17 protein-coding genes are annotated in these 16773 nt (G+C 57.0%); 11 read left to right on the top strand and 6 right to left on the bottom strand.

The features are described from left to right. Positions 1-26 precede the first annotated feature (26 nt). The 3 genes from purU to ppnP all read left to right on the top strand — a co-directional run bounded on the left by purU (position 27) and on the right by ppnP (position 3754). Complete coding sequence (purU, locus tag DQG13_RS24680; RefSeq protein WP_113022844.1) at positions 27-923, top strand: formyltetrahydrofolate deformylase; 897 nt, start codon at positions 27-29, stop codon at positions 921-923. Positions 924-1365: 442 nt separating this feature from the next. After that, positions 1366-3387, top strand: a complete 2022-nt coding sequence (tkt, locus tag DQG13_RS24675) for a transketolase (RefSeq protein ID WP_113022843.1) — start codon at positions 1366-1368, stop codon at positions 3385-3387. Between the two features lie 55 nt (positions 3388-3442). After that, on the top strand, positions 3443-3754 hold the full coding sequence (gene ppnP / locus DQG13_RS24670) for a pyrimidine/purine nucleoside phosphorylase (RefSeq protein ID WP_113022842.1): 312 nt from the start codon (positions 3443-3445) through the stop codon (positions 3752-3754). Positions 3755-3939: 185 nt separating this feature from the next. Here ppnP and DQG13_RS24665 read toward each other — a convergent pair whose 3' ends face one another. Then, on the bottom strand, positions 3940-4626 hold the full coding sequence (locus DQG13_RS24665; protein WP_113022841.1) for an LrgB family protein: 687 nt from the start codon (positions 4624-4626) through the stop codon (positions 3940-3942). Next, entirely contained in the window at positions 4623-4994 is a 372-nt protein-coding gene (locus tag DQG13_RS24660) for a CidA/LrgA family protein (protein WP_113022840.1), read from the bottom strand. The genes DQG13_RS24665 and DQG13_RS24660 overlap by 4 nt, the downstream gene beginning before the upstream one ends. 101 nt (positions 4995-5095) lie before the next feature. Between DQG13_RS24660 and DQG13_RS24655 the strand changes: the two genes are divergently transcribed. Continuing rightward, the gene (locus DQG13_RS24655) at positions 5096-5986 is read left to right on the top strand and encodes a LysR family transcriptional regulator (protein ID WP_113022839.1); all 891 of its coding nucleotides are present in this window, start codon (positions 5096-5098) and stop codon (positions 5984-5986) included. An 81-nt stretch (positions 5987-6067) separates the two neighbouring features. Here the strand turns inward: DQG13_RS24655 and DQG13_RS24650 are convergent, their stop codons facing one another. Beyond that, positions 6068-7318, bottom strand: a complete 1251-nt coding sequence (locus tag DQG13_RS24650; protein WP_113022838.1) for an NAD(P)-binding domain-containing protein — start codon at positions 7316-7318, stop codon at positions 6068-6070. A 134-nt stretch (positions 7319-7452) separates the two neighbouring features. On the opposite strand from DQG13_RS24650, the gene DQG13_RS24645 reads away from it, so the two are divergent. From DQG13_RS24645 to DQG13_RS24635, 3 genes are all read left to right on the top strand, one after another. Beyond that, a complete protein-coding gene (locus DQG13_RS24645) occupies positions 7453-8805 on the top strand; it encodes a glucose-6-phosphate isomerase (RefSeq protein ID WP_113022837.1) in 1353 nt (450 codons plus the stop codon). Between the two features lie 209 nt (positions 8806-9014). Next, positions 9015-9650 (top strand): YigZ family protein, encoded by a 636-nt coding sequence (locus DQG13_RS24640; protein WP_113022836.1) that lies wholly within the window; start codon positions 9015-9017, stop codon positions 9648-9650. Positions 9651-9686: 36 nt separating this feature from the next. Next, positions 9687-10298, top strand: a complete 612-nt coding sequence (locus DQG13_RS24635; protein ID WP_113022835.1) for a TetR/AcrR family transcriptional regulator — start codon at positions 9687-9689, stop codon at positions 10296-10298. A gap of 152 nt (positions 10299-10450) precedes the next feature. Here DQG13_RS24635 and DQG13_RS24630 read toward each other — a convergent pair whose 3' ends face one another. Further along, a complete protein-coding gene (locus DQG13_RS24630; RefSeq protein WP_113022834.1) occupies positions 10451-11656 on the bottom strand; it encodes a TIGR04053 family radical SAM/SPASM domain-containing protein in 1206 nt (401 codons plus the stop codon). Positions 11657-11879: 223 nt separating this feature from the next. Between DQG13_RS24630 and DQG13_RS24625 the strand changes: the two genes are divergently transcribed. The 3 genes from DQG13_RS24625 (at position 11880) to DQG13_RS24615 (ending at position 13880) form a co-directional block, all read left to right on the top strand. Then, entirely contained in the window at positions 11880-13058 is a 1179-nt protein-coding gene (locus DQG13_RS24625) for a radical SAM protein (RefSeq protein ID WP_113022833.1), read from the top strand. A gap of 256 nt (positions 13059-13314) precedes the next feature. Beyond that, positions 13315-13545 carry a DUF1128 domain-containing protein gene (locus tag DQG13_RS24620; protein ID WP_113022832.1) on the top strand — a complete coding sequence of 77 codons (231 nt, stop codon included), beginning with the start codon at positions 13315-13317 and terminating at the stop codon, positions 13543-13545. 20 nt (positions 13546-13565) lie between these two features. Beyond that, positions 13566-13880 carry a hypothetical protein gene (locus tag DQG13_RS24615; RefSeq protein WP_113022831.1) on the top strand — a complete coding sequence of 105 codons (315 nt, stop codon included), beginning with the start codon at positions 13566-13568 and terminating at the stop codon, positions 13878-13880. Positions 13881-14039: 159 nt separating this feature from the next. On the opposite strand, the gene DQG13_RS24610 is transcribed toward DQG13_RS24615, so the two are convergent. Then, a complete protein-coding gene (locus DQG13_RS24610; RefSeq protein WP_258525845.1) occupies positions 14040-14936 on the bottom strand; it encodes an RluA family pseudouridine synthase in 897 nt (298 codons plus the stop codon). 171 nt (positions 14937-15107) lie between these two features. On the opposite strand from DQG13_RS24610, the gene DQG13_RS30985 reads away from it, so the two are divergent. After that, positions 15108-15284, top strand: a complete 177-nt coding sequence (locus tag DQG13_RS30985; RefSeq protein ID WP_181592975.1) for a hypothetical protein — start codon at positions 15108-15110, stop codon at positions 15282-15284. Positions 15285-15698: 414 nt separating this feature from the next. On the opposite strand, the gene cysK is transcribed toward DQG13_RS30985, so the two are convergent. Next, a complete protein-coding gene (gene cysK, locus DQG13_RS24605) occupies positions 15699-16634 on the bottom strand; it encodes a cysteine synthase A (RefSeq protein ID WP_113022830.1) in 936 nt (311 codons plus the stop codon). Between the last annotated feature and the right edge of the window lie 139 nt (positions 16635-16773).

Raw genomic sequence — 16773 nt, 5'->3', positions numbered from 1 at the left:
AGTAACAAGGAGGCTCTACTTACGTCATGAATCGATTAGCTTCAAGCGCGGGCAATAAGGAAGTGAAGAAGGACCGGGCATGTATGCTGATTTCCTGCCCGGATCAGCCGGGGATCGTTGCGGCGGTATCCCGTTTTCTGCATGAGCACGGGGCCAACATTGTCCAATCCGACCAGTATACCATGGACCCGGATGGCGGCATGTTTTTTATCCGCATCGAATTTGATCTTCTGGAGCTGGACAGAAGGCTGGACACCCTGATTATGGACTTCTCGGAGGTGGTGGCCCGCAAGTTCAACATGAACTGGCGGATTACTCCGGAGAACCGCAAGAAACGGCTGGCCATCTTTGTCTCCAAGGAGGACCACTGTCTCTTGGAGCTGCTGTGGCAATGGCAGGCGGGGGATTTGAACGCGGACATCGCTCTGGTGGTAAGCAATCATCCGGATATGCGCGAGCTGGTGGAGTCCATGGGCATCCCGTACCACGTGGTGCCGGTTACGGCGGAAACCAAGCAGCAGGCGGAGGAGGAGCAGATGCGGCTGGTGGCGGAGGCCCAGGCGGACTGCATCGTGCTGGCCCGCTACATGCAGATTATTTCCCCGGCGTTTATCAAGCATTACAAGGGCAGAATCATCAACATCCACCATTCCTTCCTGCCGGCGTTTGTAGGCGGCAAGCCCTATGCCCAAGCGTATAACCGCGGGGTGAAAATCATCGGCGCCACCGCCCATTATGTGACCGAGGAGCTGGACGGGGGGCCGATTATCGAGCAGGACGTGCAGCGGGTGAGCCACCGGGACGATGTGAATGACCTGAAGCGCATCGGCCGCCATATTGAGCGGATCGTGCTGGCCAGAGCCGTCTCCTGGCATGTGGAGGACCGGATTCTGGTGCACGAGAACAAGACGGTGGTGTTTTAGCGGAAAATGGACGGCAGGCGGAGGGGCGTTGGGCTTCTCCGCTTTTTTTCATAGACGTCCGGATTGGCGTGTGTGGAGCGATCGTCCCCTTGATCGTTTGTCGCGGACAGGGGGTCCGTTATTTTCCTGATTTGGCCCTTTTCCCGATTTTTGCGGACATATGGGACAAGCGCTACATTCGAGATAAGCGCTACACCCAAGGCAATGCCAGACCCAAGACAATGCCAGACCCAAGACAATGCCAGACCCAAGACAATGCTACACCCAAGGCAAATGCTGCATGTAAGGCGAGCCCGGCCTTATCCAAAAATAAAACCCCATTAATAAAATAATTGGTAGGGTCCAATTATCATTTCTTCTAGCGTTTCCGGTAAGGTAATGTTAGAATGAAAGCAATAGTGCCGGAAATTTTCCGGAGACTTCCTAAAGGAGGAAAGATCGAATGACAGCAAGCTTTACGACAACCGACCAACTGGCGGTTAATACCATCCGGATGCTGGCGGTGGATGCCATCGAGAAATCCAAATCCGGCCATCCCGGCATGCCTATGGGAGCGGCTCCTATGGCCTATACCCTGTGGACCCGGCACATGAACGTGAATCCCTCCAACCCGTCCTGGTTCAACCGGGACCGCTTTGTTCTGTCCGCAGGGCATGGCTCCATGCTGCTGTACAGTCTTTTGCATCTGGCCGGCTACGGTCTGACCATTGACGACCTCAAGCAGTTCCGCCAATGGGGCAGCCTGACTCCGGGGCATCCGGAATACGGCCACACTGCAGGCGTAGACGCCACTACCGGCCCGCTGGGCCAAGGGGTTGCCATGGCTGTGGGCATGGCGATGGCTGAAGCCCATCTCGGCGCTACATACAATAAGGACGGCTTCCCGGTGGTGGATCATTACACCTACGCCATCTGCGGCGACGGCGACCTAATGGAGGGCGTCTCCGCCGAAGCGGCCTCTCTGGCCGGCCATCTGAAGCTGGGCAAGCTGATTGTCCTGTACGATTCCAACGATATCTCCCTGGACGGGGAGCTGAATCTGTCCTTCTCGGAAAATGCCCATACCCGCTTCGAAAGCTACGGCTGGCAGGTGATCCGGGTGGAAAATGAGAATGATCTGGCCGCTATTTCCGCCGCCATCGCACAAGCCAAGGCGGAAACAAGCCGTCCAACCCTGATCGAAGTGAAAACCACCATCGGCTTCGGCAGCCCCAACAAGGGCGGCAAGGGCGGACATGCCGGCCCCCACGGCTCTCCCCTGGGCACCGAAGAAGCGAAGCTGACCAAGGAAGCGCTGGGCTGGCCCCTGGAGCCCGAATTCTATGTGCCGGACGAGGTGCAGGCTTCTTTTGCCAAGGTGAAGGCTGCCGGCGAATCCAAGAATGCGGAATGGGACGCCCTGGTGGACAAATATGCCGCCGCTTATCCCGACTTGGCCCGCCAGTTCAAGCAAGCTCTCGCAGGCGAGCTTCCGGAAGGCTGGGACAAGGATATTCCCGTCCTCACCTCCGCGGAAAAGGCTGTGGCTACCCGGGCCAGCTCGGGCCAGGCGCTGAACGCCATTGCGCCTAATCTGCCTACGCTCATCGGCGGTTCGGCGGACCTGGAGTCCTCCACCAACACCCATCTGAAGGGAATTGACCAGTTCACTCCGGCCAACTATGCCGGGCGCAACGTTTACTTCGGCGTCCGCGAATTCGCCATGGCGGCGGCCACCAACGGCATGATGCTGCATGGCGGCGTCCGGGCTTACTGCGGAACCTTCTTCGTTTTCTCCGATTACCTGCGTCCCGCAGTCCGTCTGGCGGCGCTGATGAAAACTCCGTCCGTGTACGTGCTGACCCATGATTCCATTGCTGTCGGCGAAGACGGGCCCACCCATGAGCCAATTGAACAGCTGCCGGCCCTGCGGATTATCCCCGGCATGACCGTGCTGCGTCCCGCCGATGCCAATGAAACTATGGAAGCCTGGCGGTATGCCATCGAGAACAAGGAAGGCCCGGTGGCCCTGATTCTCACCCGCCAAAACCTGCCTGTGCTGGAGAAAACCGCTGAGCTGGCCCGCGACAACGTGCGCCGCGGCGCATATGTGGTGTCCGATGCCGCCGACGGCAAGCCCCAGGCGCAAATTATCGCCACCGGCTCCGAAGTCAGCCTGGCTGTGGAAGCCCAGAAGAAGCTGGCGGAAGAAGGCGTGCAGGTGCGCGTCATCAGCATGCCCAGCTGGGAGCTGTTCGAGAAGCAGCCGCAGGAGTACAAGGACTCCGTTCTGCTTCCCGATGTGAAGGCCCGTCTGGCTGTGGAAATGGCCTATCCCCTGGGCTGGGAGCGTTATGTGGGAGACCAGGGCGCAATTCTGGGCATCAGCATATTCGGCGCTTCCGCTCCGGGACCGAAGGTGCTGGCGGAATACGGCTTTACGCCGGATAATGTGGCCGCCAAGGTGAAGGCGCTGTTGAAATAAGACCGGAAGGGCGCCGTCAGGCGCTGCGGCCGGACAGAGGGAGAAGGGTGAAGAGATGTCCCAATTCGACAATGTATCCGTTGTGAAGAAAGCGAATATTTACTTTGACGGAAAGGTAACCAGCCGGACTGTGCTGTTTGCCGACGGCACCAAAAAGACCCTGGGCATCATGCTCCCGGGGGATTACGAATTTGGCACGGATACCATTGAAATTATGGAGATTCTGGCGGGGGAGCTGAAGGTGCTGCTTCCGGGAGCCACAGAATGGCTCGCGATCAGCGGGACCGGGGAATTTACCGTTCCGGCGCACACCCGCTTCAAGCTGGAGGTCAAAACACCTACCGACTACTGCTGCTCCTACATCTAGAATAGAGTGGGGGAATCCCCGCATAAAAAAACCTCCGGATGCTTGCATATGCAAAGCGCCGGAGGTTTTTTAGCGTGCTATGAGCGGCCGGGGCAAAGAAGGAAGTTTATTGTGCAGCACCCACAGGCGAGGAGGGTTCCCAATACCTTCTGAAAATTTTGCTGTAAAGTGCCCATTCCGGCATTTTATCTCACAAGCAGCAATGGAACGATCCAGGGCGCCGTACACAGGGTGAAAAAGGCCGTAAGGATCATCGCTACTGTGGAGACGGAGCCGGAGGCGGAGCTTAGCTCGAAGGCCTTGGTGGTGCCTACGGCATGGGCGCTGGTGCCCAGGAGAACGCCGTGGGCCACATCGTTCTTAAAGCGGAAGAAGCGGATGACCACCGGCCCCAGCACCATCCCCAGCACGCCGGTGGCCAGCACAAATACCGCCGTGATCGCGGGAATGCCGCCGATGAGCCCCGAGACGGCCACGGCGATGGGAGTGGTAGCGGAGCGGGGGGCGATGCTGTCGATAATCTCCAGGTCCAGGTGGAGCATCTTGGCTGCCCAGGCGGTGCTGACAATGGCCACGGTGGAGCCGGTAAGCACACTGAGCAGAATGGACAGGGCATGCTTTTTCAGCACATGGCGGTTTTTATAGAGGGGGACGGCCAGCGCTACGGTGGCGGGACCGATCATATTGCTGATGTAGCGTGTGCCCTCATGGTAAGCGGCATAGGGAATATCCGCGAAGGCCAGAATGCCGATGACCAGGAGCGGAGTCAGAATAACCGGGGTGAAGAACACCCGCCGATGGGACCGGTAAAAGATTTTGGTGCCGAAATAGACCAGCAAGGTTAAGATAAAGCAGCTTATTCCCACAATCATGACTGTCGCTTCCCCTCATGGGCCGACAGCTTCTCTGCAATCAGCCCTGTTATGACCATGACGCACAGGATGCTGAACACAATGACCAGGGTGATCTGCAGGCCGTTCTTCAGCATCAAATCCTTGTATTCCACAATGCCTACCACAGGAGGGATGAAAAACAGCAGCATTTCGGCCAACAGCCACTTGGAGCCCAGGTCCACCCATTCCAGCTTGATCACCTTGAAGTGCAAGAGCGCAAACAGCAGCACAATCCCCACAATGCTTCCCGGAATCGGCAGATGCAGCGCGTCGGTGACGGCGTTGATCAGCATGGAATACAGAATGAAGCAGATTACCTGGCCGATGCTGCGTAAAAATGACTTCATGAAGAATCCCTCCTTTTGAAAGTGTACATCAATAGCTTTCATTGGTAAAATGAATGAATTGAATGAATTCCATTCCATTTAGCTATAGTTGGAGGACAACCATGGATATCCGCCATATGCAGTATGTTCTGGAGCTGGCCCAAAGCGGAAGCTTTACCCGGGCGGCCCAATCCCTTCATATTACCCAGCCTACCTTAAGCAAGGCCATCAAGAGCCTGGAGGAAGAGCTGGGGGTGGAGCTGTTTAAGCGGGACGGCAAGCGCATTGAGCTGACGGATGCAGGCAGGGCCATCACCGAACAGGCCCGCAATATTACGGAGGCCTTCCATAATCTCACCCTGGAGCTGGACGATCTGACCAATTTGAACAAGGGCGTCATTCGCATCGGCATTCCGCCAATGGCGGGTTCCAGCTTTTTTCCCCAGGTGCTGAGGCAGTTCAGGCAACAATATCCCGGTCTGGTGATTCAAATGGTGGAGGATGGGGCAAAAAAGCTTGAGACTAAAGTAGCGGAGGGCAAGCTGGATGTGGGGGTGGTCCTGCTTCCGGTGGATGGGGAGCGGTTTGATTTTTTTACGGTGGTGAAGGAGCAGCTGAAGGTGATTGTGCAGGCGGGCCACCCCTTGGCAGGCATCGGTTGTGTGCCCTTGAGCCAGCTGGCGGGGGAGCCGTTCATCCTGTTCAAGGAGGAGTTTGCCCTTCATGACCGGATTATTGCGGAATGCCAGAGAGTGGGCTTCCGGCCCAATGTCCAGTACGAAAGCTCCCAGTGGGATTTCATCTATGAGCTGGCGGCTGCGGGACTGGGGGTGGCGATGCTGCCGGAGACCATCTGCCGGTCGCTGGATAAGCGCAGGGTCGCCGTACTGGACCTGGTGGAGCCCAAGATTCCGTGGCATCTGGGGATGATCTGGGACAAAAAAAGCTACCTGCCGTTAGCCGCCCGGGAGTGGGTGCGGTTTACCAGGGGAATATTTAACCCCCAAAAGTGAAGAGAAGCCCCGGAAACAGAAAAGCCCGGGAAGCCCCGGGCCGATAGTATGGATGGTGGTCCTGACGAGGCGTAACTTGCATCAGTCCTCATGCCGCTTGATATAATGCTCCAGCTTGATCCGGGTGTAAGGCGGCAAGCCCGACAGCATGCAGCCGTAGCGGAATTCCCCGTCCCGGGAGTCGATGCGGATAATTTTGCCGGTAATGGGGGGCAGATCGGCTTCCTTGGGGAAGTGGATCACCACAAACATATCCTGGGCCAGCGGGAAGGCGGAGCTGATTTGCAGGCCGCTTTCGGACAGGTCATGAAGGGTTCCTTCAATATTCTGTCCCGAGAAGCTGCCCTCCTGCTCCCATTGGTAGACGGACAGATGAAGCTTGATGCCCAGGCTGATCCGGTTGGCGCCGCGGCGCTCCTTCTCTACCGGAGCGGTCCTGTTGCCCGAGGGGGTAATGGTCAGCTTCATCCATTCCTCATAGCATTGGATCACGGAGGACAGGTCCTGATCGCCCAAACCCTTGGCCAGGCCCATTTGGAAAATGGAGGTAGCCGCATGGAGCAGCGGCGCAGGAAGCTGAAAGCCCGCCGTCAGCTTCTGGGCCAGCAGAAGATCCTTCAGCATCAGGGCGGTGGAAAACTGGTTGGAGAAATCCCGCTGAATGATCTTGTTGCCCTTCAGCTCCGCCTGGCGGCTGTTGGCGCCGCCTGCGGTGACAATCTCCAGGAATTTCTCCGGGGAAAGACCGGCTTTGGCGGCGATGGAGAAACCCTCCATCAGGCCGATGGCGTTGATGCCCACGATGGTATTGTGGGCCAGCTTGGCGTAGGAGCCGGAGCCGCTTTCGCCCATGTACAGGGACCTGCTGCCCAGCACCTCGAACAGATCCAGATGCTCCTCGTAGACGGCGGCATCCCCGCCCACCATAAAGACCAGGGAGCCGTTCTCCGCCGCAGGTTTGCTGCCCGTTACCGGGGCATCCAGGAAAAAGGCCTGCTGCGCTTTCAGCTCCTCGGCAATTCGGCGGCTGGTGGCGGGGGAGACGGTGCTGCAGTCAATTACAGCGAGTTCCGGGCGGACGCCCTCCAGGATACCCCCGGGCCCATATACAACCTCAAGCATTGCATCGTCATTGCTGACGTTGGTGAAGATCACATCTGCATGGCGCGCAGCCTCCGCAGGAGAGGCCGCCTCCAGGGCGCCAAGCGCCTTCAGCTGCTCCCGCTTGGAAGCCGTGCGGTTATAGCCGTATACTGTATATCCGCTTTTCAGCAGATTGATTGCCATGGGCATTCCCATGGTGCCAAGCCCGATGAAGCCGATGGTTTTCATCCATGTCACCTCTTGTCCTTATATTACCATGTGCCCGGAAGGATGTGAAAGTCCTAGCTTGCAATTCGGGCATTGAATAAGTATTCTTATCATAGACACAAGGACACAAGTTGGATAAGGAGGTTTTTGGACCAATGAGCGGAAAATTGCAGTTTGATTACAGCAAAGCATTGGGCTTTATCGGCAAGCATGAGGTGGACAACCTGGCAGGCGCCATCAAGGCTGCCCACGATGATCTGCACAATGGCACCGGCGCAGGCTCGGATTATCTGGGCTGGATTGATCTTCCGGTGAATTATGACCGGGCGGAGTTCGACCGGATCAAGAAGGCAGCCGAGAAAATCCAGTCGGATTCGGATGCGCTGGTGGTCATCGGCATCGGCGGTTCCTATCTGGGAGCCCGTGCCGCCATCGAAATGCTGACCCATTCCTTCTATAATATTCTTCCCAAGGACAAGCGCAAGACACCGGAAATTTATTTTGTCGGCAATAATATCAGCTCTACATATACCTCGCACCTGCTGCAGCTGTTGGATGGCAAGGACATCTCCGTAAACGTGATTTCCAAGTCCGGCACCACCACGGAGCCGGCTATCGCTTTCCGGATTTTCCGGGAGCTGCTGGAGCGCAAGTACGGCAAGGAAGGCGCCCAAAAACGGATCTACGCCACCACCGACAAGGCCCGCGGCGCTTTGAAGAAGCTGGCCACCGAGGAAGGCTACGAGTCCTTCGTGATTCCGGATGATGTGGGCGGACGCTATTCCGTGCTGACTCCTGTAGGCCTCTTGCCCATTGCCGCAGCCGGCGTGGACATCGATGCCATGATGCAGGGGGCGGCGGATGCCAGAACCGATTATTCCAGCCCTTCCGTGGCCGAAAATGAGGCCTACCAATACGCGGCTGTCCGCAACGCCCTGTACCGCAAGGGCAAAACCACCGAGATTCTGGTGAACTACGAGCCGTCCCTGCACTTTGTATCCGAGTGGTGGAAGCAGCTCTTCGGCGAAAGCGAGGGCAAGGACAACAAGGGCATTTACCCGTCCTCCGTTGACTTCTCTACGGATTTGCACTCCATGGGCCAATTCATCCAGGAGGGCAACCGCAACCTGTTCGAGACCGTTATCCAGGTGGCGGAAGTGCCGTATCATCTGACCATCGGCACCGATCCTGCGGATCTGGACGGTCTGAATTTCCTGAGCGGCAAGACCATGGATTTCGTCAACAAGAAGGCGTTCCAAGGCACCATGCTGGCCCACAGCGACGGCGGTGTGCCCAATCTGGTGGTGACCCTGCCGGATATGTCCCCGTACACCTTCGGCTATATGGTCTACTTCTTCGAGAAGGCCTGCGGCGTCAGCGGCTACCTCTCCGGCGTCAATCCCTTTGACCAGCCGGGCGTAGAGGCGTACAAGAAGAACATGTTCGCGCTTCTGGGCAAACCGGGCTACGAGAAGGAAAAGGAAGAGCTGGAGAAGCGCCTGGAGTAGAAGCTTCCCAAGCCTTATTTTTGGCAGAACATGATTGAAAACGGAATAAATATGCAGTGCGGTCCCCTTTTCAGCAGAAAAGGGGGCTGTTTGTATACTGTGATTGTTCGAGATATGTCACAATTAATTGATTGAATTGTTATAGAAATCTGATTGCTTCTATGCTAGAATGCTTTAAAGCGACTCTATACGAAGGTGGATGCTGCTGCATGCTATCGCAATACAAGACAGTCAGCCAATGGGGTTCCGCTGAGATTGTCATTAAGAAATCCAGGTTTATCGGGCAGGCCCGACAGGTGGAATCCGAGGAGGAGGCCATCGCTTTTATTGAATCCGTGAAGAAAGAGTATTGGAATGCCACCCATAACTGCTCCGCCTATATGATTGGGGAGCGGGACCAGATTCAGAAGGCTTCCGACGACGGTGAACCCAGCGGTACGGCAGGCAAGCCGATCCTGGAGGTCATCCGGCAGCAGGGGCTGAAGAATGTGGTTGTGGTGGTCACCCGGTATTTCGGAGGAATTCTGCTGGGCGCCGGCGGACTGATCCGGGCATACACGGATGGGGCGGTAGCGGGTATTGCCGCTGCGGGACCCGTCTGCAGGAAGCTGCACCAGGATATTCACGTATCCATTGACTATACATGGCTGGGCAAGGTGGAGAATGAGCTGCGCAACCGCGGTACGCTCCTGGGGGAAACACAGTTTACCGATAAGGTTACCCTCATGTGCAGGCCGCTTGCGGAGGAGGCCGACCCGTTCATTTTGTGGATGACGGATTTGACCCAGGGTCAGGCGGAGATTCGGAAGGGCGAGGCGTCTTACGTCGATCATCATGACATATAAACATAGAAGATCGAGAAGAAAGCAGGTGGAGAGAGCATGTGTGCTAGAAGAATAGTGGATCAGGAATTGAGCAGAGACAGGATTTTAGAGGAGGCCCGGGGGCTGTTTGTAACCAGGGGGTATGACACGCTGACCATGCGCAGCATTGCCAAAGCCCTCGGTTACAGCCATGGAGCGCTGTATTACCATTTCCGGGATAAAGCCGAGCTCTTCTATGCGCTGGTAGTGGAGGATTTCAACTACCTGCTGTCCCGCCAGAAGGAAATGCTGGAGCGTTCCGAGTCCTTCAGCATCGAGAATTTGAAGGAGATTATGCTGGAATTTATCCGCTTCGGGATGGAGAACCCTCATCATTATGAAATTATGTTCTCCGTCCGGGACGGGGAGCTGCGCAAGTATTCGCGGACCAAACAGGCCCAATGTATGGAGATGTTTGCCACTGTAGTCAGAGGCGTCTTGGCCAATGGCGAGCTTGCCGCCGGCCAGCTGTATTCGATGCCGTGGATTTTGTTTATGTCCTTGCACGGGTTTATTTCGTACAGCATTCATTATCATCAATCTTACGGGGAAGTGGAAAGTTTGGCCGTTGAGCATGTGGAATTCCTGTGTAGGAACTTGGCCTTGGCTAAGCATGCATCCTCACTTTAATGATTTAAAGAGTTCAAACGTTATAGTGTTGCTACACGAAAGACATTTTGCGGTTTCTGTGCATCCTGGAGAAACAGACCGGCGCCTGGCGTATGGATTACGCAGGCGCCGGTTTTGTTTTTGGCGGGTTGGGGCGCGGCCGCCGCTGCCGATTACGGCTGCAGAAGCTCCTGCCAGGCGGGCGGAATATAGGCGCAGGCGGGATCGCTGGCCATGTAATCGCCGGTGGCGGTGTAGGCCCGGGCCCGGGAGCCGCCGCACATGCGGCTATAGTCGCAAACGCCGCATTTGCCGGTATACAGCTCCGGCGAGCGGATGGAGGTGAAGACCGGATGGTTCCGGTACACGTCGGACAGCTTCTCCTCCCGCACATTGCCGCACACAATCGGCAGAAAGCCGCTGGGCGAGATTTCTCCCGTATGGGAGATAAAAACGAAGCCGCTGCCGTCGGTAACGCCCCGGGGAGCGCGCATGGCGGCTTTGCCGTCGCCTGCCCCGAAGGGGCTGTTGCTGCGCTGCGCGTGGGAGTGGCCGCTGCCGCCGGTAACCGCCGCCGCAGCAACATGCTTGCCGGTGGCGGTGGCCAGCTCCGGCACCCCCAGCATCCGCCCGGCCACCGAAGCGGGCCGCTGCCCTGCCGCCTTGGCCCGCTGGTCCAGGACCCGGCGGTAAAAGGGCGCGGCGGTGGTTTTGACGCCGAAGGGCACCCGTTCGCCCAGCTCCGCCAGCCAGTGGAGAATCTCCTCGCCCTCCTCCGGCGAGATCATATCGTCATCCTTGCCTCTGCCCGTGGGCACCAGGAAGAATACGCTCCACATGACCACTCCCATCTCCGTCAGTAAATTGGCGATGTTGGGCAGGTCGTTTTTGTTATGTACGCAAACGGTGGTGTTGATCTGCAGCGGCATCCCCAGCTCCCGGAGATACTTCAGCGAGCGCATGGTCAGCTCGAAGGAGCCGGAGGCGCCCCGGAACCGGTCATGGATGGCGGCAGTGGAGCCGTCCAGGCTGAAGGCCCAGCGGTCCAGACCGATCTCGGCCGCTTTTTTCATGGAATCTATGGTGACCCGCGGGGTTGCGCTGGGGGTCATGGACACCCGGAGCCCGATGCTTTTGCCATAGGCGGCCAGCTCGAACAAGTCCTCCCGGAGCAGCGGATCGCCGCCGGTAAAGACAAAAATCGGCGAATCCATGCTCTGGATTTCGTCCAATAGGCGCTTGCCCTCCTCTGTGGACAGCTCGTCCGGGTGGCGCTTGTGCTGCGCCTCGGCCCGGCAGTGCACGCAATGCAGGGCGCAAGCCCGGGTGATCTCCCATACCACAATAAACGGATTCCGGTTAAAATCAACAGGCATCATAGCCGTTATCCCCCTTGGTTTCATTTTCCAAAATATACGTTAACAGTCTAACCATATCAAATCCGAAATCATTCTATTATGATAATAATCACAGAGTTTGTCCGGCTAATTCGTTTACAATTTAGACAATATTTCCTCCGCCCTCCGGCGCGGGCCAGGCGGCTGCGGTTTAGGCTGCATGATTTTAGGGAACACCAGTGGATGTATGAAAGGGGAGACAGCCATGTTAGCCATTTCTCATCTCCTTGCGGACGTGGAGTCCTATGGCGACCAACTCCGGTATTCGGAGGGGGCGCGGGGCCATCGGACAGGCACCCATGCCGGGGCGGGACCGGTAGTCGTGTGGAGCGTAACCCGTTCCTGCAACTTGAAGTGTATGCATTGTTATGCCAATTCCGAGAATAAAAAATATGAAGGGGAGCTGGATACCCGGGAAGCTCTCCGGCTTATCGACGACATGTCGGAGATGAAGGTTCCCGTTATTCTGTTCTCCGGCGGGGAGCCTTTGGCGCGGCCGGATATTTTCCAGCTGGCGGAATATGCCATCGGCAAAGGGATACGCATTACCTTTTCCACCAACGGAACCTTAATTGACGAAGCGGCTGCCCGCCGGATCAAGGAGCTGGGTGTGGGTTATGTGGGCATCAGCCTGGATGGCATAGGCGAGGTTCACGATTATTTCCGCAACCGGACCGGCGCCTTCGAGCTGGCTATGCGGGGTGTGCGCAATTGCATTGGCCAGGGCCAGAAGGTGGGCCTGCGGTTCACGATGAACCGGCATAATATCGCCCAGCTGCCCCTGATCTTCGAGCTGATGGAGAATGAGGGCATCCAGCGGGCCTGCTTCTATCACATGGTGTATACCGGCCGGGGTTCGGTGTCCGACGATATTTCCCACGAGGAGACCCGGGCTGCCTTGGACTATATCTTCGAGAAGGCCAGGGATTTTAACCGCCGCGGGCTGCAAAAGGAGCTTCTCACAGTAGACAACCACGCGGATGCGGTTTACCTTTATATGAAAGCGCTGGAGCTGAACGGGGAACGGGCGGCGGATATTCTCCGCAAGCTGCGGATGAACGGCGGCAATCGGACGGGAATCGCTATCTGCAATATCGACCATCTGGGCAATGTCCACCCGGACCAATTTACGCCGGATGTTACCTTCGGCAATGTGAAGCAGGAAGCCTTCCGGGACATCTGGTTCGGCTCCCATCCGGTGCTGGCCGGGCTGCGGGACAGGAAGCCCCTGCTTACCGGGCGCTGCGGCGGCTGCCGCTATCTGGATATTTGCAACGGCAACTTCCGCTCCCGCTCGCTTGCGGTGCATGGCGACCTGTGGGCCGATGATCCGGCCTGCTTCTTAAGCGATGAGGAGATTGGATGCGAGGCGGCTGTCCGCTAGAGCGGGTTTGGCGCAGCCTCTTTGCGGCATATTTGCATAGGGCAGGCTATACACTATAATGATCTCAAACAAGCACCGGGAGAGAGGAATAGCCTCTTCCGGTGTTTTTTGCGGGAAGGCATGATACAATAGAAAAATAATCCCCCAAAAGTGATGAGAAGCTCTGAAGCGGAATCCGGGTACTTTTGAGGGAGCCCCCGAATGAAAATGCGATGGTCGTGCATTTTCATAAAAAAACCGCAAAGGACGGTAGACCATGGACTTGTCCCGCAATACTGAGGAAGCCATTGCCTATATGATTGAGGCCATCAAAACCAAGCTGCGGGTAGCCAGCGGCGCGGCTATCCGGCCGGAGTTTTTTGACGAGAGCAAATTCGAGGATCTGCAGGATATTTACGATCTGGTTGCCGGCAAGGAGCGGTTCAGCGTCAGCGAGATTGATGCCATCGTCTCCGAGCTGGGCAAGCTGCGCAAGCCGCAGGCGTAAGCACAAGGAGGCACAGAACAATGGATACAATGTTTAAATTCGGCCGCAAGATTACCTTTTCCAAGGAGTGGCTGGATCTGAAGCTGGGGGCCCATGACGAGGCCTATTACGATGAGGAGCGGTTCATCACCATCGGCCAGCAGCGGTACGCGCTCCGGGGCCGGTCACGCGGGTCGGAGGGGTCCTGGGATTACAACGAGGTGTTCGAGGTTACCCGGGACCAAGTGACGGCCTACCATATCACCACGGATTACCAGGATATGATGGCGAAGGACCTGGAGGAGCGCAAGGCGCGCGGGGAGTTCGCGGACGAGGAAAACAAGCCCCGGGAATAGGCGGAGGGGGACGGCCCGGGAGTTAGCCACGGGAAAAGAGCAGGACCGGAGGATGGGGACATCCTTGCCGGTCCTTTTTGGGTTTGTTCCTGTTCTTCTGGATTTGTCCTTGCTCTTTTGAGGTTATCCCTTGAGGATATTCCCGCCCCTTTTTTGGGCTTATTCCTGCCCCTGCCCCTGCTCGGAGCGCTTATAGAAGGCCTTGGGCGCCTTGGTTGCAAAACGCATGGCCTCGCCGGTCACCGGATGGGTGAAGGCGATGGACTGGGCGTGCAGGCCCAGCCGCCCCAGGGGATTCTTGCGGGAGCCATACTTCTTGTCTCCGGCGATGGGGTGCCCGATATCCTCCATATGAACCCGGATCTGGTTCTTGCGCCCGGTTTCCAGCTCCAGCTCCATCAGGGTGTACTCCTGGTTTTGCTGGAGGACCTTGTAGCGGGTCACCGCCTTTTGGCCATCGTTGGGGTGGGGGCTGGAGTACATCTTCAGGGTTTTGCTTTCCTTGAGCCAGGAGGTAATAACCCCTTCGGGCTGCCGTACCTTGCCCTCCACCAGCGCCACATAGATGCGGGCCTCCACGGCGTCCTCCCAGTTGTTTTGCAGGGTTTCCTTGGCCTTCTCCGTCTTGGCGAAGATCATCACTCCGGAGGTATCCCGGTCCAGCCGGTGGACCACAAAAATCCGGCTGCGGGGATTGGTGCGCCGGACATAGTCCGTGAGCATGGCGTAGGCGGTAAGCTGCTGCTCCTTTTCGGAAGCGATGGACAGAAGTCCCGCCTCTTTTTCCACTACCAGAAGGTGATCGTCCTCAAACAGGATGGAGACGCCCTGGAGAATCTCCTCCTCAAAGGTTTTGGTCCAGGAGACGGTTACCTTTTGGCCTGGGGAGAGGGGATGGTTGTGCTTGGTGGTGCGTTTGCCTGCCACATAGACCTGGCCTCTGGCCAGAATGGATTTCACATGGTTTCTGCCCTTCCCCGGCATATTGCGGATCAGGAAGGGGAGCAGCTCTTCGTGCTCTGAAGCGGTGAAGACAGTTTCATTGGACTTGCTCAATGCAATCCCTCATTTTCTGTAAAAGATGCTTTGTCCCGCGGCATGTATAAAACAGGCTCCGTATGGGCATTTTACCATATACGGCATAAGTGTTCATCATCCGTTGATGCTTGCAGTGTATCATGGAAACGGCATGAAGACCAAATTGATGCCGAGAAGGAGACGAATCGCATGCTATTGTACCGTATGACCAAGCTGGTGGAGGACCATTCCCGCCTGAAGCAGGAGTTCTCCGATCCCTTCGGCGAGCTGATGGAAATGGCCCGCGCCCGGGAGCGGATGGAGCTGTCCCTGCGGGGAATGGCGGAGGAGGACTGCTCGGACTGGGGCAGGCACGCCACCTATTGACCGGAGGAATGGATATGCAGGGATTGGGACCAAAGTCTGCTCCACCTGAAATCTGTTTTGACGAAAAAAGGCTGTCCGGCCGCTAGCATCCTGTCTGTCAGGGGTGTACCGGGGACAGCCTTTTTTTTAAATCTTGCAAAGGTGTAACTGACTGAACCTACTGGACTTACTCTAACTTACAGCGAACTCAGCGACTCTTATTGCGGCAAAAGAGTGGATTTGGATTTTTAGCGGAACTGAGAGACCCGTATATTCCTTACGCGGCGAAAAAGAGGGTGGGAACGGGGCTGCGACGGGAGATAAGAGCTTCTCAGTTCCGTTCAGAACGGGAATAAGCCGCAAAAGTCGCTTTAAGAGTCGCTGAGTTCCGCTACACTCCGCTCTCCTAAATAGGGGCTAAAAGGATAGCTTCGGTCAGTCGAATAAGCCGGGGACTGACAGGTACCGCTCTCCGGAATCGGCCAGCAGAGCGACGACGGTCTTGCCCTTGGCTTCCGGACGGGCAGCCACGGCGGCGGCCGCCCATACTGCTGCTCCCGAGGAAATGCCCACCAGAAGTCCCTCGCGGCGGCCAAGCTCCCGGGTGGTTTCGTAGGCGTCCACCGATTTGACGGCAATAATTTCGTCATAGATGCTCCGGTTTAATACCTTGGGAATGAAGCCGGCGCCGATTCCCTGAATCTTGTTGGGACCGGGCCGCCCTCCCGACAGCACGGGGGAATCCTGCGGCTCCACGGCAATAATGCGGATGGCGGGATTTTTCTTCTTCAGCGCTTCGCCTACTCCGGTAATGGTGCCGCCGGAGCCCACTCCTGCCACAAAAATATCCACCTTCCCATCCGTATCCGCCCAGATTTCCTCGGCGGTAGTGTTGCGGTGGGTCTCGGGATTGGCCGGATTGTCGAATTGCTGGAGGATTACGGAGCCGGGAATGGCCTCGGCCAGATCATTGGCCCGCCGAATCGCCCCACCCATCCCCTCCGCCCCCGGGGTCAGCACCAGCTCCGCTCCCAATGCCTGGAGCAGGTTTTGCCGCTCCACGCTCATGATCTCGGGCATGGTGAGAATCAGGCGATAGCCCTTGGCCGCAGCCACAAAAGCCAGAGCAATGCCGGTATTGCCGCTGGTAGACTCAATAATGGTGCCGCCGGGGTGAAGCACACCCCGCTCCTCTGCATCCCGGATCATGGCGTAGCCAATCCGGTCCTTGACGCTGCCTGCCGGATTGAAGTATTCCAGCTTGGCCAGGAGCCGGGTGTCCGAAAGCCCGCGGCTCTCCGCATATTTCCCCAGCTTCAGAAGCGGGGTGTTCCCGATAAGATCCGTCAGGCATTCCGCAATTCGTTCCATAGCGCCCTCCTGAATTGAATTGGCAAATCCGATTAATTTAGTATGTTTATTTTACGTTTTTTATGGGTTTATGTCAATAAAGTAAAAAGTCATCACATTGGGTCGCTGCCGGCGCTCTCCTGCTCCGCTTCGGCGCATT

The sequence above is a fragment of the Paenibacillus sp. YN15 genome, assembly GCF_003285005.1.
GTDB lineage: Bacteria > Bacillota > Bacilli > Paenibacillales > NBRC-103111 > Paenibacillus_AR.
Note: the sequence above shows the minus strand (reverse complement) of the source record. Positions and strands in the feature narration are given on the sequence as shown.

Bases quoted from the DNA above. Each gene is read 5' to 3' on its own strand.
- DQG13_RS24640 (WP_113022836.1), top strand. From the start codon at position 9,015: ATGCTATCGCAATACAAGACAGTCAGCCAATGGGGTTCCGCTGAGATT.
- ppnP (WP_113022842.1), top strand. From the start codon at position 3,443: ATGTCCCAATTCGACAATGTATCCGTTGTGAAGAAAGCGAATATTTAC.
- DQG13_RS24650 (WP_113022838.1), bottom strand. From the start codon at position 7,318: ATGAAAACCATCGGCTTCATCGGGCTTGGCACCATGGGAATGCCCATG.
- DQG13_RS24660 (WP_113022840.1), bottom strand. From the start codon at position 4,994: ATGAAGTCATTTTTACGCAGCATCGGCCAGGTAATCTGCTTCATTCTG.
- DQG13_RS24615 (WP_113022831.1), top strand. From the start codon at position 13,566: ATGGATACAATGTTTAAATTCGGCCGCAAGATTACCTTTTCCAAGGAG.
- DQG13_RS24645 (WP_113022837.1), top strand. From the start codon at position 7,453: ATGAGCGGAAAATTGCAGTTTGATTACAGCAAAGCATTGGGCTTTATC.
- purU (WP_113022844.1), top strand. From the start codon at position 27: ATGAATCGATTAGCTTCAAGCGCGGGCAATAAGGAAGTGAAGAAGGAC.
- DQG13_RS24630 (WP_113022834.1), bottom strand. From the start codon at position 11,656: ATGATGCCTGTTGATTTTAACCGGAATCCGTTTATTGTGGTATGGGAG.
- DQG13_RS24620 (WP_113022832.1), top strand. From the start codon at position 13,315: ATGGACTTGTCCCGCAATACTGAGGAAGCCATTGCCTATATGATTGAG.
- DQG13_RS24635 (WP_113022835.1), top strand. From the start codon at position 9,687: ATGTGTGCTAGAAGAATAGTGGATCAGGAATTGAGCAGAGACAGGATT.
- DQG13_RS24625 (WP_113022833.1), top strand. From the start codon at position 11,880: ATGTTAGCCATTTCTCATCTCCTTGCGGACGTGGAGTCCTATGGCGAC.
- DQG13_RS24655 (WP_113022839.1), top strand. From the start codon at position 5,096: ATGGATATCCGCCATATGCAGTATGTTCTGGAGCTGGCCCAAAGCGGA.
- DQG13_RS30985 (WP_181592975.1), top strand. From the start codon at position 15,108: ATGCTATTGTACCGTATGACCAAGCTGGTGGAGGACCATTCCCGCCTG.
- cysK (WP_113022830.1), bottom strand. From the start codon at position 16,634: ATGGAACGAATTGCGGAATGCCTGACGGATCTTATCGGGAACACCCCG.
- tkt (WP_113022843.1), top strand. From the start codon at position 1,366: ATGACAGCAAGCTTTACGACAACCGACCAACTGGCGGTTAATACCATC.
- DQG13_RS24665 (WP_113022841.1), bottom strand. From the start codon at position 4,626: ATGATTGTGGGAATAAGCTGCTTTATCTTAACCTTGCTGGTCTATTTC.